Here is a 26,865-nt window from a genome sequence, read left to right on the forward strand (position 1 = left end):
ATCGAACCTGATTTGCCCATTTGCCTGCGCGTCAAAGGCGGGTGTACCTGCGAAGCCGGATGACCGGCGGGTACGAAATGCCCTCAACGGTAAGCAAAAGAGACGGCTCCGCGCACGGGGACCACTGTTGCAAACGCCGGATTATACAATAGGGCTCGAAACCAACCGTATCCAAAGCCACCCGTGTCCCTCCTACATCGCGCCTCTTTTCTCACGTCGGCCGCTCGCCTCGACCAGTTGCCGCCTCCTGACGCGCCCGAGGTTTGCTTCGTCGGCCGCTCCAACGCCGGCAAGTCCACGGCCATCAACGTGCTGTGCAACCAGCGCCGTCTCGCCTTCTCCAGCAAGACGCCGGGCCGCACGCGCCTGATCAACATGTTCGGCCTGCCCGACCCGTTGAACCCCGAAGGCCACATCGGCTATCTGGTCGACCTGCCCGGCTACGGCTATGCCTCCGTGGCCCGCGACGAAAAGGAAAAGTGGGCCGACATCCTGGGCGGTTATTTGCGCGACCGCGAATCGCTGGCCGGCATCGTGCTGCTCATCGACATCCGCCGCGGCGTCACCGAACTGGACCGCCGCCTGGCCAATTTCATCGCCCCCACCGGACGCCCGGTGCTGGCGCTGCTCACCAAAGCCGACAAGCTGCCCTACGGCCAGCGCGTGCGCACCGTGTTCTCGGTGCGCAAAGACCTGGCGGACATCGGCGCCCTGCACACCATCCCCTTCTCGGCGCCGGAGCGCATCGGCCTGGAAGAAGCTGGCGCGCACATAGAAAACTGGATTTCTCCCAAGGTCGTACCATGAACCCGCAGATCATCACCCCCGACTTCCCGGTTTCCCGCCCCCGCCGCCTGCGCCGCGACGACTACACCCGCCGCCTGGTGCGCGAGAACGCCCTCACCGTCAACGACCTGATCTATCCGGTCTTCGTGGCCGAGGGCAGCGGGCTGAAACAGGCCGTGCCGTCGCTGCCGGGCGTGGTGCGCTATTCGCTGGATACGTTGCTGCCGGTGGCCGAGGAATGCGTGGCGCTGGGCATCCCGGTGCTGTCGCTGTTTCCCGCCATCGACCCGGCGCTCAAGACCCCCGACGGCATCGAAGCCACCAACCCCGACGGACTGATCCCGCGCGTGGTGCGCGAGCTGAAGAAGCAATTCCCCGACCTGGGCGTGCTGTGCGACGTGGCGCTGGACCCGTACACCAGCCACGGCCAGGACGGCGTCATTGATGAAAACGGCTACGTCGTGAACGAGCCGACCGTCGAGATCCTCGTCAAGCAGGCGTTGACGCAGGCCGCGGCCGGCGTCGACATGGTCGCCCCCAGCGACATGATGGACGGCCGCATCGGCGCCGTGCGCCGCGCGCTGGAGGCCAACGGCTACATCCACACCCAGATCATGGCCTACTCGGCCAAGTACGCCAGCGCCTTCTACGGCCCGTTCCGCGACGCCGTGGGCTCGGCCACCAATCTGGGCAAGTCCAACAAGATGGCCTACCAGATGGACCCGGGCAACCTGGACGAAGCGCTGCGCGAAGTCGCCGCCGACCTGCAGGAAGGCGCCGACATGGTCATGGTCAAGCCCGGCATGCCGTACCTGGACGTGCTGCGCCGCGTCAAGGACACCTTCCGCGTGCCGACCTTCGCCTACCAGGTGAGCGGTGAATACGCGATGATCAAGGCGGCTTCCGCCAATGGCTGGCTGGACCACGACAAGGTCATGATGGAAGCGCTGCTGGCGTTCAAGCGCGCCGGCGCCGACGGCATCCTGACGTACTTCGCGATCGAAGCGGCGCGGCTGCTCAAGCAGCAGCGCTGATCCCGGCTGGCGGGGCCTGCTCGGCCCTGCCCCGCTCGTCATCCGCGCGCCTCGGCATGAAACGCGCACACGAAACGCGCCCATGCAACGCCAACTACCGGCGGGCCCTTGCGGCCCGCCGCGGTTTCAACGCGACGCCGGCGCGCCGCGGCGCAGGCCCAGCCAGGTGCCACTGAGAATGCAGGCCAGCCCCGCCACGTGCACCAGCGTGACGTGCTCGTCCAGGAACAGCGCGGCGAACAGCAGGCCGAAGATCGGGAGCCAGTTCACGAACAGCGCCGCGCGGCTGATGCCCAACCGGGCGATGCCCGCGTTCCACAGGATGTTGCTGACACCCGAGGCGATCACCGCCGAGAACAGCAGCACCAGCCACGGCCACCACGTCATGCTCCAGTTGTCCGCGTCATACGACGATGGCGTCATCGCCGCGTGCACCATCAGCATCAGGCCGCCGGCCAGGTACATGTACCAGAGCATCGCCAGCGGATCGAGCGTGCGCGAGATGCGCTGGATCACCAGCCCGCCGAACACGAACACCGCCACTGCCAGGAACACGATGGCGTCGCCCCAGCCGGTCAGGCCAATCTGCGCGCCGCTGCCCACCACCACCATCGCCACGCCGGCCAGGCCCAGCAAGGCGCCGGCGATGCGCAGCCATGTCAGCCGCTCGCGATAGAACAGGGCCGCCAGCAGCGCCGACAGCAAGGGGCTGGTGGCCATCAGCAGCGTGCCGTTGGCGGCCGACGAGAACTGCAGCCCGTACACCAGCGCGGTCTGGTGCGCATACACCACCAGGAAGCCCGCCAGCGCCACCCAGGCCAGTTCCACGCGTCCCAGCTTCGGAATGCGGCCGCGCCGCGCCTTGACGATGAGGGTGACGGCGACGAACGCCACGGCGATCCGCAAGGCCGCCAGGGCGCGGATATCCATGTGCTGCGTCAGATACTTGATGGAGACGATGTTCAGGCCCCAGGTGGCCATCACGAACATCAATTGCAGATAGATCAGACCGGTGCGGTCCTGGCTTGCATCGACTGTCGGAGACGTCACGGGCGCCGGCCTGAGGGGTTGGAGGCGCCGCCCACGCGGCGCGAACCCTCATGGTAGCGGCCGGCCGCCGCTCAACGCAATAGCACGCGGTCCAGCGACTCGGTGAAGCGCTTGGCGTCCTGGAAGCCCACCACGCGCGCGTCCGGCAATTCCTTGCCGCCGGGTTCGAAGAACATGATCCCCGGCGGGCCGAACAGGCGGAAACGCTTGAGCAACGCCCGATCGTCGGCATTGTTGGCGGTCACGTCGGCCTGCACCAGCAACATGCCGGCCATGCGTTGCGCCACGCCCGGATCGGTGAAGGTGAAGCGCTCCATCTCGCGGCACGACACGCACCAGTCGGCGTAGAAGTCCAGCATCACCGGCTGCGTGCTCGCGGCCAGCAGCGCGTCCAGCTCGGCGTTATTGCGCACGCGCTTGAACTGCAGCTCGCCAGCATGCGCGGCGGCGCCCGAGGCCGCCGGGCCGCCGGAGGCAAAATGCGACAGCGGCTGCAGCACGTCGCGGCCGCCGCTGGCCGCGCCAATCAGCCACGCGGCGGCGGCCAGGGCCAGCAGCAGGCCGATGCCCTTGCCGAACATGCGCGCCGAGCCGGCGCCCGCCGGCAACGCGTCGAACGCGCGCAGCATCACCGCGCCGACGATCGCCAGGAAGGCCCAGCCCGTCATCTGCACCCAGGTCGGCACCACCGGAATCAGCATCCACCAAGCCGTCGCCAGCAGCAGCATGCCGAACAGCCGCTTGACACCGTCCATCCACGGCCCGGCCTTGGGCAGCAGCGCGCCCGACGAGGCGCCGACGATCAGCAGCGGCACGCCCATGCCCCACGCCATCGCGAACAGGGCCGCGCCGCCCAGCACCACGTCGCCGGTCTGCGAGATGTACAGCAGCGCGCCGGCCAGCGGCGCGGCCACGCAAGGCCCGACGATCAGCGCCGACAACGCGCCCATCAGCAACGCGCCGGTGTAACGGCCGCCAGGAATGCGCGACGAGCGCTCGGCCAGCCGCGCCTGGATGCCGGACGGCATCTGGAAGGTGAAGGCATCGAACATCGCCAGCGCCAGCACCGCCAGCAGGATCGCGAACAGCGTCAGGATCCACGGCGTCTGCAGCCACGCGGCCAGGCCCGCGCCGCTCAAGCCGGCGGCCACGCCCAGCGCGGTATAGACCACCGACATGCCCAGCACGTAGGTCGCCGCCAGCGCCAGGCCGCGGCCGCGCGTCGGACGTTCCTGGCTGGCGCCGCCCAGCACGATCGAGGACAGGATGGGAATCATGGGCAGCACGCAGGGCGTGAACGCCAGCAGCAGGCCCAGCACCAGGAACACGCCGGCCGTCTTGATCCAGCCCAGTCCGCCCAGGGCATCGGCCAGGCCGGTGTCGCCCGCGTTCACCAGCGCGCTCAGGCCACCGCCCGAAGCCACCGGCGCGGCCGAGGCGCCGCCGCTGCCCGCCAGCGCGTAGCCGCCCGCCACCGGCGTCAGCTTCACGCTGCTGTCCATCGGCGGATAGCACAGGCCGGCATCGGCGCAGCCCTGCCCGGTCAGCGTCAGCGTGAACGGCTGGCCTCCGGCCGTCACCGGCACGCGGATCAGCACGTCCTGGTGATAGACCTCCATGTCCTTCTCGAAGGTCGGGTCGTATTTGACGTCGCCCTTGGGGTAGACCGGCTCGCCCAGCGTGGCCGCGCCCAGCGGACTGATGCTGATGCCGAAGCGCTCGCGGTACATGTAATAGCCCGGCGCCACCCGGAAGCGCAACTCGACGGTATCCGGCGTGGCCATCGCCGCGCTGAAGACGAAGGCCTTTTCGGGTTCGAGGAACTCGGCCTCGGCGCGCGCCGGCGCGTGCCAGGCCAGCCACAGCATGGCCATGGCCAGCAGCGCCAGCAGCTTGGGGAAAAAGGCACGCATCGGTGCGCCGGTTCGGACCGCGGGTTGCAACATCAGTCTCTCTTGTTCTGCTCGATGGCCGTCTGCTGGCGCACCCAGTCGAGATAGGGCGCCGCGCCGCCGATAACCGGCAGCACGATGATTTCGGGCACGTCGTAGGGATGCATCTGCGCCAGGGCCTGGACCACGGCCTTGTGGCGCGCGTAGGTGGTCTTGATGTGGATGGGGATTTCCTCGGCCCCTTCCACCTCGCCTTGCCACCGGTAGATGGACAGGCCCGGCGCCCCAAGGTTCACGCAGGCGGCCAGGCCATCCTCGACCAGCACGTGGGCGATACGCTTGGCCAGCAACAGGTCCGGCGCATTGCTGATGACCAGCACGACGTCGTCATCGCGCAACATGGAGCCTCCTGGGAATACCCGTGTGGGATGTAACTCGGGGTATTTTATCGGTATCGCCGCCCGCGTCCGCCGACAATCAGACCCGCGGCCACCGCGCACCCATCCCCTCCGAGGCAAGCATGTCCGATAACTGCCTGTTCTGCCGCATCGCCCGCCACGAGATCCCGGCCCACATCATCCACGAAGACGACCGCCTGATGGCCTTCCTGGACATCCAGCCGGTGCGCCCCGGCCACACGCTCATCATTCCCAAGCAGCACTATCCCTACTACGAGGACATGCCCGCCGACCTGGCCGGCCACATCGTCAACCTGGGGCAGAAGCTGGGGCGCCACATGAAGCGGCTTTACGGCGTGGACCGCGTCGGCTTCGCCTTCACCGGCATCCACGTCGCGCATACCCATGCGCACGTGATCCCGATGCATCATCCACAGGACGTCACCTCGACCCAGTACATCGAGCAGCAGGACCTGACCTTCCGCATGCCGCCGCAGGCGCCCCAGGAGGCCCTGGCGGCCACCGCCGCGCAATTGCGAGGGGAACTGTACGCCTCGTAGCGATCGGCCCGCCTGCGCCGCCTGGGCGATCCGCAAGCGTCGCGCAAAAAAAACAAGGGCGGGTCCGAAGACCCGCCCTTGTCGCTTATCTAGACACCGAAACTTATTCGGCGCTGTCCTCAGCGGCCTCATCGACTTCCGGACGGTCGACCAGCTCCATGAAAGCCATGGGCGCGTTGTCGCCTTGACGGAAACCCATCTTCAGCACGCGGGTGTAGCCGCCGTTGCGGGCCGCGTAGCGCGGGCCGATTTCGGCGAACAGCTTCACCACGGCGTCGCGATCGCGCAGACGGGCAAAAGCCAGACGCTTGTTCGCGAGGGTGGGTTCTTTACCCAGCGTGATCAGGGGTTCGATGACGCGGCGCAGTTCTTTCGCCTTGGGCAGCGTGGTCTTGATGGCTTCGTGGGTGATCAACGAAACGGCCATGTTGCGGAACATGGCAAGACGGTGACTGCTGGTGCGGTTGAGCTTACGCAAGCCATTACCGTGACGCATGATAAGTATCCTTTGAATCTAATGAAGGCGTTTCCGCCATCGGGTTATCCGGCTCTTCTATCAACCTGCGATCAGGCCGCGGTCCGGTGGAAAACGGTGCATTTTACGACGGTTTCGCAAACCGCCCGGCGGTGAGGCCGGGCGCCGCGGGAAACGCCCCCGCGAGAGGGGCGCCACCCTGCAAGACTTACGGACGCTCCAGGCCCAGCGGGGGCCAGTTTTCGAGCTTCATGCCCAGCGTCAGGCCGCGTGCGGCCAGGACTTCCTTGATCTCGTTGAGCGACTTGCGACCCAGGTTCGGGGTCTTGAGCAGTTCGTTCTCGGTACGCTGGATCAGGTCGCCGATGTAGTAGATGTTTTCGGCCTTCAGGCAGTTGGCCGAACGCACGGTCAGTTCCAGGTCGTCGACCGGACGCAGCAGCACCGGGTCGATCTGCGGCGTGCCGCGGACCGGGGCTTCGTACGAATCGCCGGCGCCTTCCAGGGCGGCGAAGACCGAGATCTGGTCCATCAGGATGCGAGCCGACTGGCGCACCGCTTCCTCGGGCGAGATGACGCCGTTGGTTTCGATGTCCAGGACCAGCTTGTCCAGGTCGGTGCGCTGTTCCACACGGGCGCTTTCAACCGCGTAGCTGACGCGGCGGACCGGGCTGAACGAGGCGTCCAGGACGATGCGGCCGATGGTGTGGGTGCGGTCTTCCGACAGCGCGCGCACGTTGCCCGGCACGTAGCCGCGGCCCTTCTCGACCTTGATCTGCATTTCCAGCTTGCCCGCGTCCGTCAGGTTGCAGATGGCGTGGCCGGGGTTGATGATCTCGACGTCGTGCGGCAGCTCGATGTCGCTGGCCAGCACGGTGCCGGCGCCGGTCTTGCGCAGGACCAGGGTGACTTCGTCACGGTTGTGCAGCTTGAAGACCACGCCCTTCAGGTTCAGCAGGATGTCGACGACATCTTCGCGAACGCCCGGGATGGTCGAGTATTCGTGCACCACGCCCGTCATCTGGACTTCGGTCGGCGCGTAGCCGGTCATCGAAGACAGCAGGATGCGGCGCAGGGCGTTGCCCAGCGTATGGCCGTAGCCGCGCTCGAACGGCTCCATCACGATCTTGGCATGGTGGGTGCCGACCGGTTCGACTTCAATGGAGCGCGGCTTCAGGAAACCTTGAGTGGACATGTACTGTGTTCCTTTTCAATACCCTCGGCTCGTTACACCGATAAGGCTGATGGACAGGTTGAAACGTGAAACGCGGGCAGCGCAAAAAGCCGCCCGATACTTACCGCAAAGCCCGCCCCGCCAAAAGGCGGAAAGCGGGCTGCTGCGAGACTTGCAAACCGGTCGCGAAACCAGCGTGCCAGCACCTTGCGAAGGAGGCGCCGGCAGGCGTGATTAACGCGAGTACAGTTCGACGACCATCGATTCGTTGATGTCGCGAGCGACGTCAGCGCGATCGGGAGCCGACTTGAACGTGCCGGTCAGCTTGGTCGTGTCGACTTCCACCCACTGGGGGATGCCGATGCTGGTGGCCAGGTCGAGCGATTCCTTGATACGGCCTTGCTTCTTGGCCTTTTCGCGGATCGAGATGACGTCGCCAGCCTTGACCAGCATCGAAGCGATGTCGGCGGTGTGGCCGTTCAGTTCGATGGCGCGGTGGCTCACCAGCTGGCGAGCTTCGGCGCGGGTCGAGCCGAAGCCCATGCGGTAGACGACGTTGTCCAGGCGCGATTCCAGCAGCTGGATCAGCGTTTCGCCGGTGTTGCCACGGCGACGCTCGGCTTCAGCGAAGTACTTGCGGAATTGCTTTTCCAGCACGCCGTACATGCGCTTGAGCTTTTGCTTTTCGCGCAGCTGCAGGCCGTAGTCGGAAGTGCGGGCACCCGAAGTGCGGCCGTGTTGGCCAGGCTTGGAATCCAGCTTGCACTTGGAATCCAGCGAGCGGCGGGCGCTCTTCAGGAACAGGTCAGTACCCTCGCGACGCGAGAGCTTGCATTTGGGTCCAATATAACGTGCCATGTGGATTCCCTTTAGATACGACGACGCTTCGGCGGACGGCAGCCGTTGTGCGGAACGGGCGTGATGTCGGCGATGGACGAGATCTTGATGCCCAGCGCGTTCAGGGCGCGGACCGACGATTCACGGCCGGGGCCGGGGCCCTTGATACGCACTTCCAGCGTCTTGATGCCGTATTCCAGCGCGACACGGCCGGCCGTTTCAGCGGCGACCTGCGCGGCGAACGGGGTCGACTTACGCGAACCCTTGAAGCCAGCACCGCCCGACGTGGCCCACGACAAAGCGTTGCCCTGACGGTCGGTGATGGTGATGATGGTGTTGTTGAACGAAGCGTGAACGTGCGCGATGCCGTCCGAGACGTTCTTCTTGACCTTTTTGCGCACGCGCGAAGCGCCGCTGGTGGAAGCTTTCGCCATAATCCAGTTCCTCGATTATTTCTTCAGGGACGCAGCAGCACGACGCGGGCCCTTGCGGGTGCGGGCGTTGGTGCGAGTGCGCTGGCCGCGCACGGGCAGGCCGCGCTTGTGGCGCATGCCGCGGTAGGTTCCCAGGTCGATCAAACGCTTGATCGAGAGCTGCACTTCACGACGCAGGTCACCTTCGACCGTGAACACACCAACGTGTTCGCGGACGCGTTCCAGTTCAGCGTCGCTCAGATCCTTGACCTTTTTGTCAAACGGGACGTTAGCCGCTTCGCAGATCTTGCGAGCGCGCGTACGACCGATGCCAAAAATGGCGGTCAGGCCGATCTCGGCGTGCTGATGCGGCGGAATGTTAATGCCAGCAATACGGGCCATGACTGTTCCTTGAATAAATCCGTTGCGTAGTCGCTAACCCGAGTTAGCCTTGACGCTGCTTGTGACGCGGGTCGGTGCAGATAACGCGCACCACGCCGTGACGTTTGATAACTTTGCAGTTGCGGCAGATCCGCTTAACCGATGCCATTACTTTCATGGTTGACTCCTAATTTTCCGTAATCCGGTTTCGCTCACTTGGAGCGGAAAACAATCCTGGCTCGCGTCAGGTCATAGGGCGTGAGCTCCACTGTGACCTTGTCACCCGGCAGGATCCGGATGTAATGCATACGCATCTTGCCGGAAATATGGCCCAACACCACGTGGCCGTTTTCGAGCTTGACGCGAAATGTCGCGTTCGGGAGGTTCTCAAGAACCTCGCCTTGCATCTGAATGACGTCGTCCTTGGACATCTTTTGCTTACCGCATCGGCAAACCCGCGCCCTTGAAGTTAGCCTTCTTGAGCAACGAGTCGTACTGGTGAGACATCATGTAGGCCTGGACCTGCGCCATGAAATCCATCGTCACCACCACAATAATCAACAGAGACGTACCACCGAAGTAGAAGGGGACGTTCCACCGCATCACCAGGAATTCCGGCAACAGGCACACCAACGTGATGTAGATGGCACCTGCGAGCGTCAGACGCATCAGGATCTTGTCGATGTAGCGGGCCGTCTGTTCGCCCGGACGGATGCCCGGAACAAACGCACCACTCTTCTTCAGGTTGTCCGCCGTTTCGCGGCTGTTGAACACCAGAGCCGTGTAGAAAAAGCAGAAGAAAATAATCGCGACCGAATACAGCGTGATGTAGAGCGGTTGACGAGGCGACAGGGCCGCAGCCAGGTCGCTAAGCCAGCGCATGTTCTCACTGCTGGAGAACCAGCTCGTGATCGTGGCCGGGAACAGGATGATCGACGACGCGAAGATCGGCGGAATCACCCCGGCCATGTTCAGCTTCAGCGGCAGGTGCGAGCTTTGACCACCGTAGACCTTGTTGCCGACCTGACGCTTGGCGTAGTTCACCGTGATCTTGCGCTGTCCGCGTTCCACGAACACCACAAAAGCGGTAACCAGCACCACCAGGGCCACGATGAACAGTGCCGACAGCACGGACATCGCGTTGGTGCGGACCAGGTCCAACAGTGCAGCCAGCGCCGCGGGCAGGCCCGCAACGATACCTGCGAAGATCAGGATGGAAATCCCGTTGCCGAGACCGCGTTCCGTGATCTGCTCACCCAGCCACATGACGAACATGGTGCCGGTGACCAGGGTCACGACGGTCGTGAAGCGAAACAGCATGCCCGGATCGATCACAAGTCCCTGCTGGGACTCAAGCGCAACCGAAATGCCCACTGCCTGCACCAGCGCCAGCACGACCGTGCCGTAGCGGGTGTATTGGGTAATCTTCCGACGGCCGGCCTCGCCCTCTTTCTTGAGCGCTTCCAGCGACGGCACCACCACCGACATCAACTGCATGATGATGGATGCCGAAATGTACGGCATGATCCCCAGGGCAAAAATCGAGAAGCGCGAGAGCGCCCCGCCCGAGAACATGTTGAACAGGCCCAGGATCCCGCCCTGGTTCTGACGGAACAAGTCCGCCAGCGCGTCCGGGTTGATACCCGGAACGGGGATGTGTGTACCCAAACGGTAAACCACCAGGGCGAGCACCAGGAACACGAGGCGGCGCTTGAGGTCGCCGTACCGCGTTCCGGTTTTACCCAATGCCTGCGCGTTAGCCACTCGTCACCTCGTGATCAAGCAAGCGAGCCGCCCGCGGCTTCGATGGCGGCGCGAGCGCCAGCCGTCGCGGTAATGCCCTTGAGCACGACCTTGCGCGAGAGTTCACCCGACTTGATGACCTTGGCGTAACGAACCGCCTGGCCAATCACGCCAGCCGCCTTCAGCACTTGCACGTCGATTTCGTCGACGGGCACGGCTTGCAGGTCCGACAGACGGACTTCGGCGTACAGGTGCTGACCGAGCGGGGTGAAACCACGCTTGGGCAGGCGACGCTGCAGCGGCATTTGACCGCCTTCGAAGCCAACCTTATGGAAACCGCCCGAGCGCGACTTCTGACCCTTGTGACCACGGCCGGCGGTCTTACCCAGACCCGAACCGATGCCACGGCCGACGCGGCGCTTGGCGTGCTTGCTGCCCTCGGCGGGCTTCAGCGTATTAAGTTGCATATCCGACATGGTGATTCCTTAGGCTTCCGAGACGGAAACGAGATAATCCACCTTACGGATCATCCCACGCACCTCGGGCGTATCGACCAGCACGCGGCTGCTGTTGATACGGCCCAAGCCCAGACCGCGAACCGTGTCACGGTGCGATTGCTTGGTACCGATCACGGAGCGCACGAGGGTCACTTTGATCTGCTTCTGAGCCATGATTTACCCCAGGATCTCTTCGACGGTCTTGCCGCGCTTGGCAGCAACATCCGCCGGGGTCAGGGAAGCGCGCAGGCCATTCAACGTGGCGCGAACCATGTTGTAGGGGTTGCTCGAGCCCAGGCTCTTGGCAACCACGTTACGCACACCCATCACTTCGAAAATAGCGCGCATCGGGCCGCCGGCGATGACGCCGGTACCTTCAGCAGCGGGCGAAATCAGCACGGTGGCGGCGCCATGCTTGCCGACCACGGTGTGGTGCAGCGTGCCGTTCTTCAGGGCCACCTTGAACATGCCGCGACGGGCCTGTTCCATAGCCTTCTGAACCGACACCGGCACTTCACGCGCCTTGCCCTTGCCCATGCCGACGCGGCCATCGCCATCGCCAACCACGGTCAGCGCGGCAAAGCTCATGGTGCGACCACCCTTGACCACTTTGCTCACGCGGTTGACCGCGATCATCTTTTCGCGGAGGCCGTCATCGTTCTCTTTTTCCGCGGCGTTCTTGCCTTGTACTTTAGCCATTTGACAGATCCTCGCTTAGAACTTCAGGCCGGCTTCACGCGCGGCATCGGCCAGCGCTTTCACGCGGCCATGGTAACGAAAGCCCGAGCGATCGAAAGCGACCAGTTCGATACCGGCAGCCTTGGCCTTTTCAGCCACGCGCTTGCCAACCAGCGAAGCGGCGGCCTTGTTGCCACCTTGGCCGGTCTGGCCAGCCAGCTGGGCGCGCACTTCGGCTTCCACCGTCGAGGCGCTGACCAGAACGCGATCGCCTTCCGGCGAAATGATATTGGCGTAGATGTGCTGGTTCGAGCGGAAAACCGAGAGGCGATGAACGCGCAGCTCGTTGATCTTCCGGCGGGTCGGAACCGCACGACGCAAACGGGAAACTTTTTTGTCCATGATTCGTCCTTGCGTGCGCCGTTATTTCTTCTTGGTTTCTTTGATGACGACGCGTTCGTCCGAGTAACGCACGCCCTTGCCCTTGTAGGGTTCGGGTTCGCGGTACGCGCGGATTTCAGCGGCCACCTGACCGACGACTTGCTTGTTGGAGCCCTTGATGACGATTTCCGTCTGGGTGGGGCATTCGGCCTTGATACCGGCCGGCAACTTGTGCAAAACGTCGTGCGAGAAACCGAGCTGCAGCTTAACGGCGTCGCCTTGAATCGAGGCGCGGTAACCCACGCCAACCAGATTCAGCTTGCGCTCGAATCCCTTGCTCACGCCGTTGACCATGTTGGCCACCAGCGCGCGCACGGTACCCGACATGGCGTTGGCGTGACGGGTTTCGTTGGCGGCGACAAACGTCAGCTTGCCGTTGTCCAACTGAACCGTAACGTCGCCAGTCAGGGCTTGGGTCAGGGAACCCAGCGGGCCCTTGACGGTGATCTGATCCTGCTTGATGTCGGCTTCGACACCCTTGGGCAGGTCGACCGGATACTTAGCGATACGTGACATTCGAATTTCTCCTTAGGCCACGTAGCACAGCACTTCGCCGCCGACGCCGTTGGCGCGAGCCTTACGGTCGGTCATGACGCCGCGCGAGGTCGACACGATAGCCACGCCCAGGCCGTTCATGACCTGAGGAATGCTGGTACGGCCCTTGTAGATACGCAGACCAGGGCGCGAAACGCGTTCGATGCGCTCGATGACCGGACGGCCAGCGTAGTACTTCAGGGTGATCTCGAGCTCAGGCTTGGCCTGGGTGCCCTTGATTTCAAAGCTGTCGATGTAGCCTTCGTCCTTCAGCACGGCGGCAATGGCCGCCTTCAGCTTCGAGGAGGGCATGCTCACCGTAACTTTGTCCACTTGCTGCGCATTGCGAATGCGGGTCAGCATATCGGCGATGGGATCGCTCATGCTCATATTCTTTCTCCTACCAGCTGGCCTTGGTGATGCCGGGGATTTCACCCTTCATCGCCATTTCACGCAGTTTGTGGCGCGTCAGGCCGAACTTGCGGAACACACCGCGCGGACGACCGGTGACCACGCAACGGTTACGTTGACGCGTCGGGTTGGCATTGCGCGGCAGCTGTTGCAGCTTGAGCCGAGCTTGGTAACGTTCTTCGTCGGTCTTCGACTGGTCGTCGATGATCGACTTCAACTCAGCGCGCTTGGCGGCGAACTTGTCAGCCAGCTTGGCGCGCTTGATGTCGCGATTGATGAGGGAAAGTTTAGCCACGTCATCAGCCCCTTAGTTACGGAACGGGAAGCTGAAGGCCGTCAACAGCGCCTTGGCTTCTTCGTCGGTCTTCGCGGTGGTGGTGATGCTGATGTTCAGCCCACGCAGCGCGTCGATCTTGTCGTACTCGATTTCGGGGAAAATGATCTGCTCTTTCACCCCGATGTTGTAGTTGCCACGGCCGTCGAAAGCACGACCCGAGATGCCGCGGAAGTCGCGCACGCGAGGCAGCGCAACCGCCACCAGGCGATCCAGGAATTCGTACATGCGTTGACCACGCAGCGTGACCATGCAACCGATCGGGTAGTTTTCGCGGATCTTGAAACCGGCGATAGCCTTCTTGGTCTTGGTCACGACAGGCTTTTGGCCAGCGATCTTGGTCAGGTCCGAGACAGCGTGCTCGATGACCTTCTTGTCGGCGACGGCTTCCGAGACACCCATGTTCAGGGTGATCTTGGTGATGCGCGGCACTTCCATGGCGCTCTTGTAGCCGAACTTGGCCTGCAGGTCGCCAGCGACCTTGCTCTTGTAGAAATCTTGCAAACGAGACATGTCTATCGCCCCTTACGCCTTGGCGCCGACAACGGCACCATTGGAACGGAACACGCGAACCTTGCGGCCTTCGACTTCTTGCACGCCGACGCGGTCGCCACGACCGGTGGCGGGGTTGAAGAGCGCCACATTCGAGATGTGGATCGGCATGGTCTTTTCGACGATGCCACCCGGGTTGTTGGCCATCGGGTTGGCTTTCACGTGCTTCTTGACGACGTTGACGCCTTCGACCAGGACGTGGTCGGCATCGACGCGCGCCAGCACGGTACCGCGACGCTTCTTGTCGCGGCCGGTCAGGACGATGACTTCGTCGCCTTTACGAATGTTGTTCATCGTAGGGCTCCTTACAGCACTTCCGGGGCCAGCGACACGATCTTCATGAACTTCTCGGTACGCAGTTCACGCGTAACGGGTCCGAAGATGCGGGTGCCGATGGGCTCCAGCTTGGCATTGAGCAACACGGCGGCATTGCCACCGAAACGAATCAGCGAACCGTCCTTACGGCGCACGCCCTTGGCGGTACGAACCACCACGGCATTGTAAATTTCGCCTTTCTTGACGCGTCCGCGCGGAGCCGCATCTTTGACGCTCACCTTGATGATGTCGCCGATACCGGCATAACGGCGCTTGGAGCCACCGAGCACCTTAATGCACATGACATGACGCGCACCAGTGTTATCGGCCACGTCCAGCGTGGTCTGCATTTGGATCATGATTTTTCCTGTTCCAACTTAACTGGAAATACGGTTTTCCCCAAAAAAGGGAACACTGCAATTCCTGCCAGTTTTGGTCCCGTCAGGTCAGCCGCCCTGCTTTGTTGCTGGCTGGTCTTGAGCTTTCGCCCTAAAACCATCAGCTGGTGGCAACGCAACGACCCTGGGTTGAAATCCTGCGGGTATTCCCCCAACACGTTGGCCCGGCTAGTTCCAGGCCAATCGACAATCTGGGAAAGCTGACCATTCTAGCCTGGTTAGATTTTGAGCGCAAGCCCTTTGTGAAAGAGAGAGCAAATACACGACAGTGCCTGTGGACAACTGTCGCGTTGCCCCCGCCGAGGATGCCGCCTTAATCCACCCCCGTTTTATTTCGATAGTAGTTCCGCTCCCAGGCGTCGTGGTTGGCCTTGCCACGCCGGATCTCGTCGGTGAAGGGCGCCGCCATCAGCACCAGCCGGTTCAGCCAACGGATCGGGGCACGACAGGGACGCTCGAAGTCGACGAACAACACGGCGCGGGTGCCGTCCGTGTCGTTGTGCACCTGGTGCGGATACAGGTCGTCGAACACCACGGCCTCGCCCTCCTTCCACTGGTAGCGCTCGCCCCCCACCTCGATCCAGCAGCGCTCGGCCGGCTCGGGCACCAGCAGTCCCAGGTGCAGGCGCAGCACCCCGTTATAGGGACCGGTATGCAGGGGAATGCGTTTGCCGGGTTCGAGGATCGAATAGAAGGCCGTGCGCAGGCCGGGGATTTCGCGCAGCGCCTGCGCCGTGGCCGGGCAGCGGGCCAGGTTGCGGTCGGAACGCAGGCCATAGCCCATGAAGACGAAGGTCTTCCACTGATCATCGGAGGTGATCATGCCGACATCCGGGGACAGTTCATGGAAAGACGGCAGCCGCTCGCGCTCGGCCAGCAACGCCATCAACTCGGCGCGGATGGCGGGCGCCTGGGCCTCCAGGCGCGCGACCCAGGGGAACTGACTGTTGTGGAAGATCGGGCGGTCGCCCACCAGGGACGCCTGCGCGATACGGTGGCGCAGCCAATCGATGAAACGGAAAAAGACACGGGAATAGGCACTGGGCTGGCTGGGCGGACGCGTATCGACAGGTTGCACAATAAGTATCTGTATAGACAGCCAAAGATGCACCATTTTGTCCATGCCGCCCCCGCGACGCAAGAGGCGTCCATTGGCTCCAAGGCGGCGACAGGGATTGGCCCTCCCCGCGGCGGACAAGCTGGTTTAGACTGGCATGGGCGATTGCGATCGCTACCCACTCCTATTTCGCAAGGAAAGACAGGCATGTATGAACAGTTGGCGCTGTATATCGACGGCGAATTCGTCGCCGGCGAGGGCAGGCGCACCCAGGACGTCATCAACCCGGCCACGCTGGAAGTGCTCGGCCAGCTGCCTCACGCCACCGAAGCGGATCTGGACCGTGCGCTAGCCGCCGCCCAGCGCGCGTTCGAATTCTGGAAGAAATCTTCTCCCATGGATCGTTCGGCCATCCTGCGCAAGGTCGCCACCCTGTCGCGCGAGCGCGCCAAGGAAATCGGCCGCAACATGACGCTGGACCAGGGCAAGCCGCTGGCCGAGGCCATCGGCGAAGTCACCTCCTGCGCCGAACACGCCGACTGGCACGCCGAGGAATGCCGCCGCATCTACGGCCGCGTGATCCCGCCGCGCAACCCCGACGTGCGCCAGATCGTGGTGCGCGAGCCGATCGGCGTCTGCGCCGCCTTCACGCCCTGGAACTTCCCTTACAACCAGGCCATCCGCAAGATCGCCGCCGCGCTCGGCGCCGGCTGCACGGTCGTGCTCAAGGGCCCGGAAGATTCGCCCAGCGCCGTCATGGCGATCGCGCGCATGTTCCATGACGCCGGGCTTCCCAAGGGCTGCCTGAACATCGTCTGGGGCGAACCGGCCAAGATTTCCGACTACCTGATCCGTTCGCCGATCGTGCGCAAGGTGTCGTTCACCGGTTCCGTGCCGGTGGGCAAGCAGCTGGCCGCGTTGGCCGGCGCGCACATGAAGCGCGTCACGATGGAACTGGGCGGCCACTCGCCGGTGCTGGTGTTCGACGACGCCGACATCGACCGCGCCGCCACCATGCTGGCCAAGTTCAAGATCCGCAACGCCGGCCAGGTGTGTGTCTCGCCGACCCGTTTCTACGTCCAGAACGGCGCCTACGAGCAATTCCTGGCGCGCTTCTCCGACGTGCTCAAGAACATCAAGGTTGGCGACGGCCTGGAAGCCGGCACCGACATGGGCCCGCTGGCGCACGAGCGCCGCGTCCCCGCCATGAGCGCCTTCATCGACGACGCCAAGAAGCATGGCGGCAAGGTAGTGGTCGGCGGCGGCCCGCTGGACCGCAAGGGCTTCTTCTTCGCCCCCACGGTCGTGACCGACCTGCCCGACAACTCCATGCTGATGACCGAGGAACCCTTCGGTCCGGTCGCGCCGGTGGTTCGCTTCACGGACACCGATGAAGTGCTGGCGCGCGCCAACAGCCTGCCGTTCGGCCTGTCTTCCTACGTCTTCACCAACTCGTTGCAGACCGCCACCAAGGTCTCCAACGGCCTGGAAGCCGGCATGGTCAACATCAACCATTTCGGCAGCGCGCTGGCCGAGACGCCGTTCGGCGGCATCAAGGACAGCGGGATCGGCAGCGAAGGCGGCCTGGAAACGTTCGACGGCTACCTGGTCACGAAGTACATCACGCACATCTGACCTCGGCGCTTCGCCCCCAGAAAAGCCCCTTACGGGGCTTTTTTTTCGCCCGCGCGCAAGCAACCCCATTCATTTTGGCGCCATTCTTTCATGTTGCTGTAACCCTGGCCGGCGAGGATTGCGCCTCACTCGCGGGCGGCATCTCCCAGGAACAGGGAAGCCACGCCTGAAGAAAAACTTGTTCCAACCCGAGAAGCACAATGCATCGATATCAGCAAAGCGCGCGCGCGCTGGGCGCGGCCGCGCTCATCAGCCTGGTGGCCGCCTGTGGCGGCGACAAGGACGACGACAACGACACCTCCCCGGTTGCCGAGACGCCGCCGGTGGCGCAACCCGCCGCGGTGCAGGTCGCCTTCATGCCGGACATCCATTTCCACGATGTCTACGCGGACTTCAAGGACGGCTCGTTCCCGGGCATCCCGAATCCCAAGCGCGGCGACAACGCCACCATCCGCACGATGTACGCGCAGCTGACCTCGACGCGCCTGTTCAACGAGAACTACTTCGCCTTCCTGGCCGCGCTGGACGACGCGGTGGCGCGTGGCGTGAAGTACATCGCCCTTCCCGGCGACTTCTCCGACGACGGCCAGCCGGTGCACATGCGCGGCCTGGTCAAGATCATGGACGATTACACGCGCAAGCATGGCATCCAGTTCTTCGCCGCCCCCGGCAACCATGACCCGGTGCGGCCGTTCAACCAGGCCAACGGCAAAAGCGACTACCTGGGCCTCGATCCGACGACGGGCGCGATCGGCTTCTCGCAGCCGATCTACAGCCGCGGCGGCAACGCCGCCTGCAGCACGCCCTATGCCGGCGACTGGGCGCGCGTGGGCGATACCTACTGCACCGAGGAGGTGCTGCACATGGGCTACGCGGGCATCACCGAGGCCCTGACCCAGCACGGCTTCATGCCCAAGCCCGAATACCTGTACTACGAGACCCCGTACAGCAGCTACAAGTACGAGGACTACAACTACAACACCGCGTTGTCGCAGGCCAGCTGGATCAACCGCCAGTACGAGATCTGCGCGCAAGGCACCGGCGGCCCGAACAAGCCGGCCAACTACACCTTCTGCAAGATGGTGCCGGACACCTCGTACGTGGTCGAGCCGGTCAAGGGCGTGTGGCTGGTCGGCATCGACGCGAACGTCTACGTGCCGACCGGCAACGGCGCCAACGACTTCACCGGCTCGGGCGACCAGGGCTACAACAAGATGCTCACGCACAAGGCGCACGTCATCAAGTGGCTGGCCGACGTGGTGGCGCGCGGCAAGGCGCAGGGCAAGCAGGTAGTGGCGTTCAGCCATTTCCCGATGACCGAGTTCTTCAACGGCGCCTCGGACGATATCGAGGCGCTGCTGGGCGCCAACAAGATGCAGATGGTGCGCCGCCCGGCCGAGAACACCACGCGCGCGCTGGCCGACACCGGCCTGAAGGTGCACGTGGGCGGCCACATGCACTTCAACGACACCGCGTCGCGCAACTACGGCGGCGACAAGGCGCTGTTCAACATCCAGGCGCCGTCGATGGCGGCCTACGTGCCGGCCTACAAGCTGATGACGATGCAAGGCCCCGACCAGATCGAGCTGCAGACCATCCGCCTGGACAAGGTGCCGCGCTTTGACGAACTGTTCGACCTTTACCGCGCCGAGCACGCCTACACCGTGCCGCCGCGCTGGGACGTGTCGATTCTGGATGCCAAGGACTACGGCGACTTCAACTACCGCTACATGAGCGAACTGGTGCGCCTGCGCCTGCTGAACGATGACTGGCGCTGCGAAATGCGCGAGCTGGTCAAGAGCCCGCTGACCGGCGCCGACCTGCTGGTGCTGTCGCAGCTGCGCACTTCGGTGACGCTGGGCGAACTGCAGAACACCGGCGACCGCGCCCAGCTGACGCCCGAGTTCTTCAACTGCCTGTACGTCGCGGGCGGCCCGACCGCCAGCAACCCGGCCTTCGCCGGCGACATGGCCGACGCCACCACCCGCGCCCAGGCGCTGGCGCAGGCCAACGGCATGCAGCTGGCCGACTTTGCCAGGTGGAAGGCGCTGGACATGGCGGGCGACTTCGTGCGCCTGGCCAACGCCGGCGACCTGGCCTACGCCGACATCCCGGCGCAGCGCGCCAGCCAGTACAAGCTGCTGGCCCAGGCCCTGAGCCAGACCAACGCCAGCATGCAGATGAACGGCGACCGGGTCAGCGACGCCAACACCCCGGCCGACATGTTCAAGGCGCGCTTCAAGCCGCTGATGGCGATCATGCTGAAGCTGGCCGATGGCCTGCCGTCCGAGCACATCCGCCTGGACCTGAAGACCAACAGCCTGGTCAACCTGTCAGCCACGCCGTCACCGTTCTGATCGAACACGGGGCGCTAGCCCGATGCGACAAGGCCCGCGCGAGCGGGCCTTTTCATTGCGCGGCGCGAACCTAGCCGCGCGCGCGCCATTCGCGCGGCGACACGCCGAAGCGGCGCTTGAACAGCCGGCTGAAATGCGAGGGATGGGCGAAGCCGGCCTGGTACGCCAGCTCGGCGATGCCGCGGTGGCGTTGCGCCGGGTTCAGCAGCAATTCGCGGCAGCGCTCCAGGCGCTGGTCGAAGACGAAGCTTTCCACCGACAGGTCGCCCGCCTGGAAGATGCGGTGCAGGTAGGCCACCGACAGGCCGCAGCCCTGCGCCACCCGCTGCGGCGACAGCGCCGGGTCAGCCAGGTGCTGGCGGATGTAGGCCATGGCGCGCTGGCGATGCGCCATGGTCACGCTGCTGTCGGCTTCCGAGGCGTGGCCCTGCCCCGGCTGCACCAGGAACAGCACGATCAGGTCGATCAGCCGTTCGCCCAGTTCGGCCGCCTCCGCCGGCGACCAGCCGTCCAGCCCCTTGAAAAGGTGGTCCATGTAGCTGGCCAGCATCGCGCCGCGCGGCGACCCGTCATCGACGCGCAGCTTGTAGAAGGGGCCGATGCGCGAATCGCGCTGCGACAGCGCGCTGCGCGGGAACGACACGCTCAGGCTGCGGTAGCCGTCGGCGCCGAGCGCGGTGGCCTGGTAAGGCAGGCTCTGGTTCATCAGGTAGACGCAGCCGGGCTCGACCTGGAACTCGCGGCCCTGCTGCACCACGGCCAGCGGCCCGGCCAGCGGCAGGCCGAAGGTGTAGAACTCCTGGTCCAGCCGCGAGGCATTGCCGGCGGTGCGCTCGATCTTCTGTCCCTGATAGTGCAGGTCGTTGAACTGCAGGCTGGCGCGCCGCACATAGCGCACGTGGCCGGCGAACTGGCCGGCCTGGCCGTGGTGCACCTCGAACGGCCCGAAGGCATCCGACAGGGCCGCGCGCCATTGCTCGTACCGCTCGACGCCAGCGATGGCCGAAGTGGCGAATTCCGTGTCGGGCATGGCGCGGTCTCCTGGTTCGCGAGGGTCGGCGGGGGCTCGTGACCCTGCGTCTACATATTCTTGACTCACCCTGCCGCGGGTGGTCCGGCGCATTGTGGCCGCGCCTGGCGCAAGTCTATAGTCAGCGCCACAAGCATACAACCTGGACAACCCGGGAGGAGACGCATGGCCAACGCGCCCGCACAGGCCGCTCGCCACACGCCGGCTTCGCGCTATCTGCGCTGCGAAGGCCGCGAGCTGCATTACACCGAATGGGGCCGCCCGGACGCCCCCACGCTCATCATGTGGCACGGCCTGGCCCGGACCGGCCGCGACTTCGACGAGCTGGCGCAGGCGCTGGCCGGCGACTACCGCATCCTCTGCCCCGACACGATCGGGCGCGGACTGTCGCAATGGAGCCCCGATCCGGTGGCCGAGTACCGGCTGGACTTCTACGCCCGGCTGGCGCGCGCCCTGCTCGACGGCCTGGGGCTGGACCGGGTGCGCTGGGTCGGCACCTCGATGGGCGGCGCCACCGGCATGTACGCCGCCGCCACCACGCTCAAGGACCGCATCTCGCACCTGGTGGTCAACGACATCGGGCCGTCGCTGCCGCAGCCGGCCATCGACCGCATTCTGGCCTATGCCGGCAACCCGCCGGCCTTCGACACTGTCACCGAGCTGGAGACCTGGCTGCGCGCCGCCTACAAGCCGTATGGCTGGCAGAGCGACGAGCAATGGCGCCGCATGGCCGAGACCTCGGTGCGCCGCCTGCCCGACGGCCGCGTCACGGCGCATTACGATCCGGCCATCGTCGGCCAGTTCCACCACCACCCGGCGGACTATGAACGCTGGGCCGAATACGACACGCTGCGCCTGCCGCTGTTGCTGCTGCGCGGCGCCGATTCCGACCTGCTGCTGCCCGAGGTCGCCGAGGCCATGACCCGCCGCGGCCCGCGCGCCCGGCGCATCGACTTCCCTGACTGCGGTCATGCGCCGGCCTTGAACGTCGAGCCGCAGATCGAGGCCGTCCGCCAATTTCTCGCCACGCCGGCCGCCGACGCAGCCGCCGGCGCCTACTAGAACCAAGGAGACTCCCATGAAACGCATCCTGCTCGCCGCGCTGGCCGGCCTGTGCCTGAGTTCGGCCGCCATGGCCAAGGACTTCGTCGTGGCGCACGTCTACGACAAGACCGGGCCGCTGGAGGCCTACGCCAAGCAGACCCACAACGGCCTGATGCTGGGCCTGGAATACGCCACGCAAGGCACCATGACGGTGGCCGGGCGCAAGATCCGCGTGATCGAGAAGGACAACCAGGGCAAGCCCGACGTTGCTCGCGCCCAGCTCGCCTCGGCCTACGCCGATGACAACGCCGACATCGCGGTGGGCCCGACCTCGTCGGGCGTGGCGCTGGCCATGCTGCCGATCGCCGAGGAATACGAGAAGATCCTGCTGGTGGAACCCGCGGTGGCCGACTCGATCACCGGCGACAAGTGGAACAAGTACATCTTCCGCACCGGCCGCAATTCGTCGCAGGACGCCATCGCCAACGCTGTCGCCTTCGACCAGCCGGATACGTCCATCGCCATGCTGGCGCAGGACTACGCGTTCGGCCGCGACGGCGTCAAGGCCTTCAAGGGCGCGCTCAAGCAGGCCAGGATCGTGCACGAGGAATACCTGCCGGCCAACGCCACCGACTTCACCGCCGGCGCGCAACGCCTGTTCGACGCGCTCAAGGACAAGCCGGGCCGCAAGATCATCTTCATCCTGTGGGCCGGCGCCGGCAATCCGTTCAAGATCGCCGATCTCGACCCCAAGCGCTTCGGCATCGAGATCGCCACCGGCGGCAACACGTTGGCCGCGATGACGCCGCTCAAATCGCTGGCCGGCATGGAAGGCGCGACCTATTACTACTACGGCATCCCCAAGAACCCGATCAACGACTGGCTGGTGGCCGAGCACCAGAAGCGCTACGGCCAGCCGCCGGACTTCTTCACCGCCGGCGGCATGTCGGCCGCCATCGCCATTGTGACGGCGCTGAACAAGAGCGCCGGCAAGAGCGACACCGACACGCTCATCAAGACGATGGAAGGCATGAGCTTCGACACGCCCAAGGGCAAGATGACCTTCCGCCCGGAAGACCACCAGGCCATGCAGTCGATGTACCACTTCCGCATCAAGAACGACGCCTCGGTGCCGTGGGCGGTGCAGGATCTGGTCAAGGAAATCACGCCCGACCAGATGGCGGTGCCGATCCAGAACAAACGCTGAGCCCTGCCCTTCATGCTGGAAACCCAATCGCTCACGATCCGCTTCGGCGGCCACGTGGCCGTCAACGCGGTGAGCTGCCGCTTCGCGCCGGGCAGCCTGACGGCCATCGTCGGGCCCAACGGCGCGGGCAAGACCACCTATTTCAACCTGATCTCGGGGCAACTGCGCGCCAGCGCCGGTTCGGTGCACCTGAACGGCCGCGACCTGACCGGGCTGTCGGCGCCGGCGCGCATGCATGCCGGCCTGGGGCGCGCCTTCCAGCTGACGCAGCTGTTCCCGCGCCTGTCGGTGCGCGAGAACGTGCGGCTGGCGCTGCAATCGCGCCAGCAGGGCCTGGGCTGGCGCCAGATCCGCTTCTGGCGCACCTGGGACGATGACCGGGCGCTGCTGGCGCGCGCCGACGCGCTGCTCGAACGCACCCGCCTGACGGCCCGCCGCGACCAGGCCGCGGCCGACCTGCCGCACGGCGACCAGCGCAAGCTCGAGATCGCCATGCTGATCGCGCTGGAGCCGCAGGTGTTCATGTTCGACGAACCCACCGCTGGCATGAGCGTGGACGACGTGCCCGTGGTGCTGGACCTGATCCGCGAGATCAAGGCCGACGCGTCCAAGACGATCCTGCTGGTGGAACACAAGATGGACGTGGTGCGCGAACTGGCGGACCGCATCGTGGTGCTGCACAACGGCGAATTGATGGCCGACGGCGAGCCCGCCGAGGTGATCGCCTCGCCGATCGTGCAGCAGGCCTACCTGGGCGCCGCCCTGCCGGAGAAGACGACATGAGCGCGGCCACCTTGCTGGAACTGAAGGACGTGCACACGCACATCGGCGCGTATCACATCCTGCACGGCGTGGACCTGGCGGTTCCCGCCGCGGGCGTCACCATGCTGCTGGGCCGCAATGGCGCGGGCAAGACCACCACGCTGCGCACCATCATGGGCCTGTGGAAGGCGACACAGGGCCACATCGGCTTTGACGGCGCCGCGGTCGGCGGTCCGGGCGTGCGCACCTCGCCGCCCGACATGGCGCGCCAGGGCATCGCCTACGTGCCGGAGAACATGGGCATCTTCGCCGACCTGTCGGTGAAAGAGAACATCCTGCTGGCCGCGCGCCAGGCGCGAAGCGCCGCGCAGCTGGACACCGCGCGGCTGGAATGGATCTTCGGCTTCTTCCCCGCGCTGCGCAAATTCTGGCTGTACCCCGCCGGCAAGCTGTCGGGCGGCCAGAAGCAGATGCTGGCCGTGGCGCGCGCCATCATCGAGCCGCGCCGCCTGCTGCTGGTCGACGAGCCCAGCAAGGGCCTGGCGCCCGCCATCATCCAGAACATGATCGACGCCTTCATGGAACTCAAGCAGGCCTCCACCACCATCCTGCTGGTGGAGCAGAACTTCAATTTCGCGCGCCAGGTGGGCGACCACGTCGCGGTCATGGACAACGGCCGGGTGGTGCACGCCGGCGGCATGGCCGAGCTGGCGCACGACGACGCGCTGCAGACCCGCCTGCTGGGCCTGTCGCTGGGAGCGCACCAATGAGCGCCGCCGATATCGATACGCCGCTGCCGCAAACCCGCGCGGACCTGCGCCCGGTGCTGCTGGTGCTGGCGCTGGCCGCCATCGCGCTGCCGCTGGTCGGCTCGTTCTCGACCTGGGTGACGCTGACCTTCGCCGGCCTGGCGATGGGCATGATCATCTTCATCGTGGCCTCCGGCATGACGCTGGTGTTCGGCCTGATGGACGTGCTGAACTTCGGCCATGGCCTGTTCATTGCGATCGGCGCCTACATGGCGGCCACGGTGCTTGGCGCGATGTCCGACTGGACCCAGACCGGCAGCCTGTGGCTGAACCTGGCCGCGGTGCTGCCCGCCATGATCGTCGGCATGCTGGTGGCCGGCGCGGTGGGCGTGGCGTTCGAGCGCGTGATCGTGCGGCCGGTCTATGGCCAGCACCTCAAGCAGATCCTCATCACCATGGGCGGCATGATCATCGGCGAAGAGATCATCAAGATGCTGTGGGGTCCGCAGACGCTGTCGCTGCCCCTGCCCGAAGCGTTGCGCGGCGCGCTGCTGGTCGGCGACGCCGCCATCGAGAAATTCCGCATCGTCGCGCTGGTGGTGGGCCTGGCGGTGCTGGGCGGCATGCTGTGGCTGCTCAACCGCACCAAGCTCGGCCTGCTGATCCGCGCCGGGGTCGAGGACCGCGAGATGGTCGAGAGCCTGGGCTACCGCATCCGCCATCTGTTCGTCGGCGTATTCGTGGCCGGCTCGATGCTCGCCGGCCTGGGCGGCGTGCTGTGGGGCCTGTACCAGCAATCCATCGTGCCGCAGTTGGGCGCGCAGGTGAACGTGCTGATCTTCATCGTCATCATGATCGGCGGGCTGGGCTCGACGGTGGGCTGCCTGATCGGCGCGCTGCTGGTCGGCTTGATGGCCAACTACACCGGCTTCCTGATGCCCAAGGCCGCGCTGTTCTCGAACATCGCGCTGATGGTCGCCATCCTGCTGTGGCGCCCGCAAGGCGTGTACCCGGTCACGAATCGCTAGGAATCGCCCCATGTCCTTCCGCCTGCTATCCGGCGATCCTCCGCGCAGCACGCTGCTGGCGGTCATGCTGATCGTCATCGTCGTCGCGCTGGCCGCGGCGCCCTTCCTGTTTCCCGGCCCCAAGTCGCTGGCCGTGGCGGCCAAGATCCTGGTATTTGTGATCCTGGTCGCCAGCTACGATCTGCTGCTGGGTTATACCGGCATCGTCAGCTTCGCCCACACCATGTTCTTCGGCATCGGCGCCTACGGCGTGGCAATCGCCAGCGTCCGCATGGAGGCCGGTTGGCTGGCGGTGCTGACGGGCACGGCCGCGGGCCTAGCCGTGTCGCTGGTGTTCGCCCTCATCATCGGCCTGGCCAGCCTGCGTGTTCGCGCCATCTTCTACGCCATGATCACGCTGGCAGTGGCGGCGGCATTCCAGACCCTGGTGTCACAGCTGTCCGACCTGACAGGCGGCGAGGACGGACTGAACTTCAAGGTGCCCCAGGCCCTGCGCCCGGCCTTCCGGCCCCTGTCCGAACCGCTGTTCGGCGTGAACATCGATGGCCGCATCATCACCTACTATCTGATTGCCGCGGTTTGCGTGGCGCTGTTCCTGATGCTGCTGCGCATCGTCAATTCGCCGTTCGGCCGCGTGCTGCAGGCGATCCGCGAGAATCCGTTCCGCGCCGAAGCGATCGGCTACCGCACGGTGCTGTACCGCAGCCTGTCGAACCTGCTGGCGGCGGCCTTCGCCACGCTGGCCGGCGCGCTGTATGCGCTCTGGCTGCGCTACAACGGGCCGGACACCTCGCTGTCGTTCGAGATCATGCTCAACATCCTGCTGATGGTGGTGATCGGCGGCATGGGCACGATGTACGGCGCAGTGATCGGCGCCAGCCTGTTTGTGTTCGCGCAAAGCTACCTGCAGGACGGTCTGCACGTCATCCACGATGCCGTAGGCAGCGTGGCACCGTTGGCCCTGTTGTTCGAACCCGACCGCTGGCTGCTGTGGCTGGGCATCCTGTTCGTGCTGTCCGTGTATTACTTTCCCACCGGGGTCGCCGGACGCCTGCGGGAGCTGGCCCGGCCGCGCTAAGCCGTCCGTGCCCTT

Annotated in this window: 34 protein-coding genes; 11 read left to right on the forward strand and 23 right to left on the reverse strand. The window is 65.0% G+C overall.

All coding sequences use genetic code 11. The features are described 5' to 3' along the window. Positions 1-183 precede the first annotated feature (183 nt). Both yihA and hemB read left to right on the forward strand, forming a co-directional pair. On the forward strand, positions 184-807 hold the full coding sequence (gene yihA, locus ABFG95_RS14295) for a ribosome biogenesis GTP-binding protein YihA/YsxC (protein WP_049077223.1): 624 nt from the start codon (positions 184-186) through the stop codon (positions 805-807). Further along, complete coding sequence (gene hemB / locus ABFG95_RS14300) at positions 804-1,820, forward strand: porphobilinogen synthase (RefSeq protein WP_049077224.1); 1,017 nt, start codon at positions 804-806, stop codon at positions 1,818-1,820. The genes yihA and hemB overlap by 4 nt, the downstream gene beginning before the upstream one ends. Before the next feature lie 126 nt (positions 1,821-1,946). Here hemB and ABFG95_RS14305 read toward each other — a convergent pair whose 3' ends face one another. The 3 genes from ABFG95_RS14305 to cutA all read right to left on the reverse strand — a co-directional run bounded on the left by ABFG95_RS14305 (position 1,947) and on the right by cutA (position 5,163). Beyond that, a complete protein-coding gene (locus ABFG95_RS14305; RefSeq protein ID WP_049077226.1) occupies positions 1,947-2,810 on the reverse strand; it encodes a DMT family transporter in 864 nt (287 codons plus the stop codon). A gap of 131 nt (positions 2,811-2,941) precedes the next feature. Next, positions 2,942-4,816: a protein-disulfide reductase DsbD gene (gene dsbD, locus ABFG95_RS14310; protein WP_278990903.1), complete on the reverse strand. Its 1,875-nt coding sequence runs from the start codon at positions 4,814-4,816 to the stop codon at positions 2,942-2,944. Continuing rightward, entirely contained in the window at positions 4,816-5,163 is a 348-nt protein-coding gene (gene cutA / locus ABFG95_RS14315) for a divalent-cation tolerance protein CutA (protein WP_278990902.1), read from the reverse strand. The genes dsbD and cutA overlap by 1 nt, the downstream gene beginning before the upstream one ends. Before the next feature lie 119 nt (positions 5,164-5,282). On the opposite strand from cutA, the gene ABFG95_RS14320 reads away from it, so the two are divergent. Further along, positions 5,283-5,720 (forward strand): HIT family protein, encoded by a 438-nt coding sequence (locus ABFG95_RS14320; RefSeq protein ID WP_049077232.1) that lies wholly within the window; start codon positions 5,283-5,285, stop codon positions 5,718-5,720. A 103-nt stretch (positions 5,721-5,823) separates the two neighbouring features. Here ABFG95_RS14320 and rplQ read toward each other — a convergent pair whose 3' ends face one another. The 19 genes from rplQ to ABFG95_RS14415 form a co-directional block, all read right to left on the reverse strand. Continuing rightward, positions 5,824-6,216, reverse strand: coding sequence for a 50S ribosomal protein L17 (gene rplQ / locus ABFG95_RS14325; RefSeq protein ID WP_006389635.1), 393 nt, complete (start codon positions 6,214-6,216; stop codon positions 5,824-5,826). 187 nt (positions 6,217-6,403) lie between these two features. Then, entirely contained in the window at positions 6,404-7,390 is a 987-nt protein-coding gene (gene rpoA / locus ABFG95_RS14330; RefSeq protein WP_006216514.1) for a DNA-directed RNA polymerase subunit alpha, read from the reverse strand. Between the two features lie 213 nt (positions 7,391-7,603). After that, positions 7,604-8,227 (reverse strand): 30S ribosomal protein S4, encoded by a 624-nt coding sequence (rpsD, locus tag ABFG95_RS14335; RefSeq protein WP_006389633.1) that lies wholly within the window; start codon positions 8,225-8,227, stop codon positions 7,604-7,606. An 11-nt stretch (positions 8,228-8,238) separates the two neighbouring features. Beyond that, positions 8,239-8,640 carry a 30S ribosomal protein S11 gene (gene rpsK, locus ABFG95_RS14340; protein ID WP_006216516.1) on the reverse strand — a complete coding sequence of 134 codons (402 nt, stop codon included), beginning with the start codon at positions 8,638-8,640 and terminating at the stop codon, positions 8,239-8,241. Positions 8,641-8,655: 15 nt separating this feature from the next. Continuing rightward, positions 8,656-9,021, reverse strand: a complete 366-nt coding sequence (gene rpsM, locus ABFG95_RS14345) for a 30S ribosomal protein S13 (protein ID WP_006389632.1) — start codon at positions 9,019-9,021, stop codon at positions 8,656-8,658. Between the two features lie 43 nt (positions 9,022-9,064). Beyond that, positions 9,065-9,178 (reverse strand): 50S ribosomal protein L36, encoded by a 114-nt coding sequence (rpmJ, locus tag ABFG95_RS14350; RefSeq protein ID WP_003806928.1) that lies wholly within the window; start codon positions 9,176-9,178, stop codon positions 9,065-9,067. A 34-nt stretch (positions 9,179-9,212) separates the two neighbouring features. Next, complete coding sequence (infA, locus tag ABFG95_RS14355; RefSeq protein WP_003806927.1) at positions 9,213-9,431, reverse strand: translation initiation factor IF-1; 219 nt, start codon at positions 9,429-9,431, stop codon at positions 9,213-9,215. A 7-nt stretch (positions 9,432-9,438) separates the two neighbouring features. Continuing rightward, on the reverse strand, positions 9,439-10,764 hold the full coding sequence (gene secY, locus ABFG95_RS14360; protein ID WP_006389630.1) for a preprotein translocase subunit SecY: 1,326 nt from the start codon (positions 10,762-10,764) through the stop codon (positions 9,439-9,441). Positions 10,765-10,778: 14 nt separating this feature from the next. Then, on the reverse strand, positions 10,779-11,219 hold the full coding sequence (gene rplO / locus ABFG95_RS14365; protein WP_020925824.1) for a 50S ribosomal protein L15: 441 nt from the start codon (positions 11,217-11,219) through the stop codon (positions 10,779-10,781). Positions 11,220-11,228: 9 nt separating this feature from the next. Further along, positions 11,229-11,414, reverse strand: a complete 186-nt coding sequence (gene rpmD / locus ABFG95_RS14370; protein ID WP_006216520.1) for a 50S ribosomal protein L30 — start codon at positions 11,412-11,414, stop codon at positions 11,229-11,231. A 3-nt stretch (positions 11,415-11,417) separates the two neighbouring features. Beyond that, positions 11,418-11,939 (reverse strand): 30S ribosomal protein S5, encoded by a 522-nt coding sequence (gene rpsE, locus ABFG95_RS14375; RefSeq protein WP_006389628.1) that lies wholly within the window; start codon positions 11,937-11,939, stop codon positions 11,418-11,420. A gap of 15 nt (positions 11,940-11,954) precedes the next feature. Beyond that, positions 11,955-12,320 carry a 50S ribosomal protein L18 gene (gene rplR, locus ABFG95_RS14380; RefSeq protein ID WP_006389627.1) on the reverse strand — a complete coding sequence of 122 codons (366 nt, stop codon included), beginning with the start codon at positions 12,318-12,320 and terminating at the stop codon, positions 11,955-11,957. 21 nt (positions 12,321-12,341) lie between these two features. After that, the gene (gene rplF / locus ABFG95_RS14385; protein ID WP_049077235.1) at positions 12,342-12,875 is read right to left on the reverse strand and encodes a 50S ribosomal protein L6; all 534 of its coding nucleotides are present in this window, start codon (positions 12,873-12,875) and stop codon (positions 12,342-12,344) included. 12 nt (positions 12,876-12,887) lie between these two features. Further along, the gene (gene rpsH, locus ABFG95_RS14390) at positions 12,888-13,283 is read right to left on the reverse strand and encodes a 30S ribosomal protein S8 (protein WP_006216525.1); all 396 of its coding nucleotides are present in this window, start codon (positions 13,281-13,283) and stop codon (positions 12,888-12,890) included. Between the two features lie 10 nt (positions 13,284-13,293). Then, positions 13,294-13,599, reverse strand: coding sequence for a 30S ribosomal protein S14 (rpsN, locus tag ABFG95_RS14395; protein ID WP_006227037.1), 306 nt, complete (start codon positions 13,597-13,599; stop codon positions 13,294-13,296). A gap of 12 nt (positions 13,600-13,611) precedes the next feature. Beyond that, positions 13,612-14,151 carry a 50S ribosomal protein L5 gene (gene rplE / locus ABFG95_RS14400; protein WP_006389624.1) on the reverse strand — a complete coding sequence of 180 codons (540 nt, stop codon included), beginning with the start codon at positions 14,149-14,151 and terminating at the stop codon, positions 13,612-13,614. A 12-nt stretch (positions 14,152-14,163) separates the two neighbouring features. Then, positions 14,164-14,484: a 50S ribosomal protein L24 gene (rplX, locus tag ABFG95_RS14405; protein ID WP_006389623.1), complete on the reverse strand. Its 321-nt coding sequence runs from the start codon at positions 14,482-14,484 to the stop codon at positions 14,164-14,166. An 11-nt stretch (positions 14,485-14,495) separates the two neighbouring features. Continuing rightward, positions 14,496-14,864, reverse strand: coding sequence for a 50S ribosomal protein L14 (gene rplN / locus ABFG95_RS14410; protein ID WP_006216531.1), 369 nt, complete (start codon positions 14,862-14,864; stop codon positions 14,496-14,498). A gap of 352 nt (positions 14,865-15,216) precedes the next feature. Further along, positions 15,217-15,981, reverse strand: a complete 765-nt coding sequence (locus ABFG95_RS14415) for an aspartyl/asparaginyl beta-hydroxylase domain-containing protein (protein ID WP_348996026.1) — start codon at positions 15,979-15,981, stop codon at positions 15,217-15,219. Between the two features lie 186 nt (positions 15,982-16,167). On the opposite strand from ABFG95_RS14415, the gene ABFG95_RS14420 reads away from it, so the two are divergent. Further along, on the forward strand, positions 16,168-17,595 hold the full coding sequence (locus ABFG95_RS14420) for an NAD-dependent succinate-semialdehyde dehydrogenase (RefSeq protein ID WP_278990894.1): 1,428 nt from the start codon (positions 16,168-16,170) through the stop codon (positions 17,593-17,595). 200 nt (positions 17,596-17,795) lie between these two features. Further along, on the forward strand, positions 17,796-19,952 hold the full coding sequence (locus ABFG95_RS14425; protein WP_278990892.1) for a metallophosphoesterase: 2,157 nt from the start codon (positions 17,796-17,798) through the stop codon (positions 19,950-19,952). Positions 19,953-20,022: 70 nt separating this feature from the next. Here ABFG95_RS14425 and ABFG95_RS14430 read toward each other — a convergent pair whose 3' ends face one another. After that, entirely contained in the window at positions 20,023-20,982 is a 960-nt protein-coding gene (locus tag ABFG95_RS14430; protein ID WP_054419978.1) for a helix-turn-helix domain-containing protein, read from the reverse strand. A 165-nt stretch (positions 20,983-21,147) separates the two neighbouring features. On the opposite strand from ABFG95_RS14430, the gene ABFG95_RS14435 reads away from it, so the two are divergent. From ABFG95_RS14435 to ABFG95_RS14460, 6 genes are read left to right on the forward strand one after another with little or no spacing between them, the layout of a single operon-like run. After that, a complete protein-coding gene (locus tag ABFG95_RS14435; protein WP_278990890.1) occupies positions 21,148-22,044 on the forward strand; it encodes an alpha/beta fold hydrolase in 897 nt (298 codons plus the stop codon). 16 nt (positions 22,045-22,060) lie between these two features. After that, entirely contained in the window at positions 22,061-23,233 is a 1,173-nt protein-coding gene (locus tag ABFG95_RS14440; RefSeq protein ID WP_049077246.1) for a substrate-binding domain-containing protein, read from the forward strand. A gap of 12 nt (positions 23,234-23,245) precedes the next feature. Further along, complete coding sequence (locus tag ABFG95_RS14445; protein ID WP_049077248.1) at positions 23,246-24,016, forward strand: ABC transporter ATP-binding protein; 771 nt, start codon at positions 23,246-23,248, stop codon at positions 24,014-24,016. Next, positions 24,013-24,765, forward strand: coding sequence for an ABC transporter ATP-binding protein (locus ABFG95_RS14450; protein WP_278990888.1), 753 nt, complete (start codon positions 24,013-24,015; stop codon positions 24,763-24,765). The genes ABFG95_RS14445 and ABFG95_RS14450 overlap by 4 nt, the downstream gene beginning before the upstream one ends. Continuing rightward, the gene (locus ABFG95_RS14455; RefSeq protein WP_049077251.1) at positions 24,762-25,772 is read left to right on the forward strand and encodes a branched-chain amino acid ABC transporter permease; all 1,011 of its coding nucleotides are present in this window, start codon (positions 24,762-24,764) and stop codon (positions 25,770-25,772) included. The genes ABFG95_RS14450 and ABFG95_RS14455 overlap by 4 nt, the downstream gene beginning before the upstream one ends. Positions 25,773-25,782: 10 nt before the next feature. Next, positions 25,783-26,850: a branched-chain amino acid ABC transporter permease gene (locus tag ABFG95_RS14460; RefSeq protein ID WP_068950490.1), complete on the forward strand. Its 1,068-nt coding sequence runs from the start codon at positions 25,783-25,785 to the stop codon at positions 26,848-26,850. Positions 26,851-26,865: the final 15 nt, after the last annotated feature.

The sequence above is a fragment of the Achromobacter sp. HNDS-1 genome, assembly GCF_040084795.1.
In the GTDB taxonomy this organism is placed as follows: Bacteria; Pseudomonadota; Gammaproteobacteria; order Burkholderiales; family Burkholderiaceae_B; genus Achromobacter; species Achromobacter ruhlandii.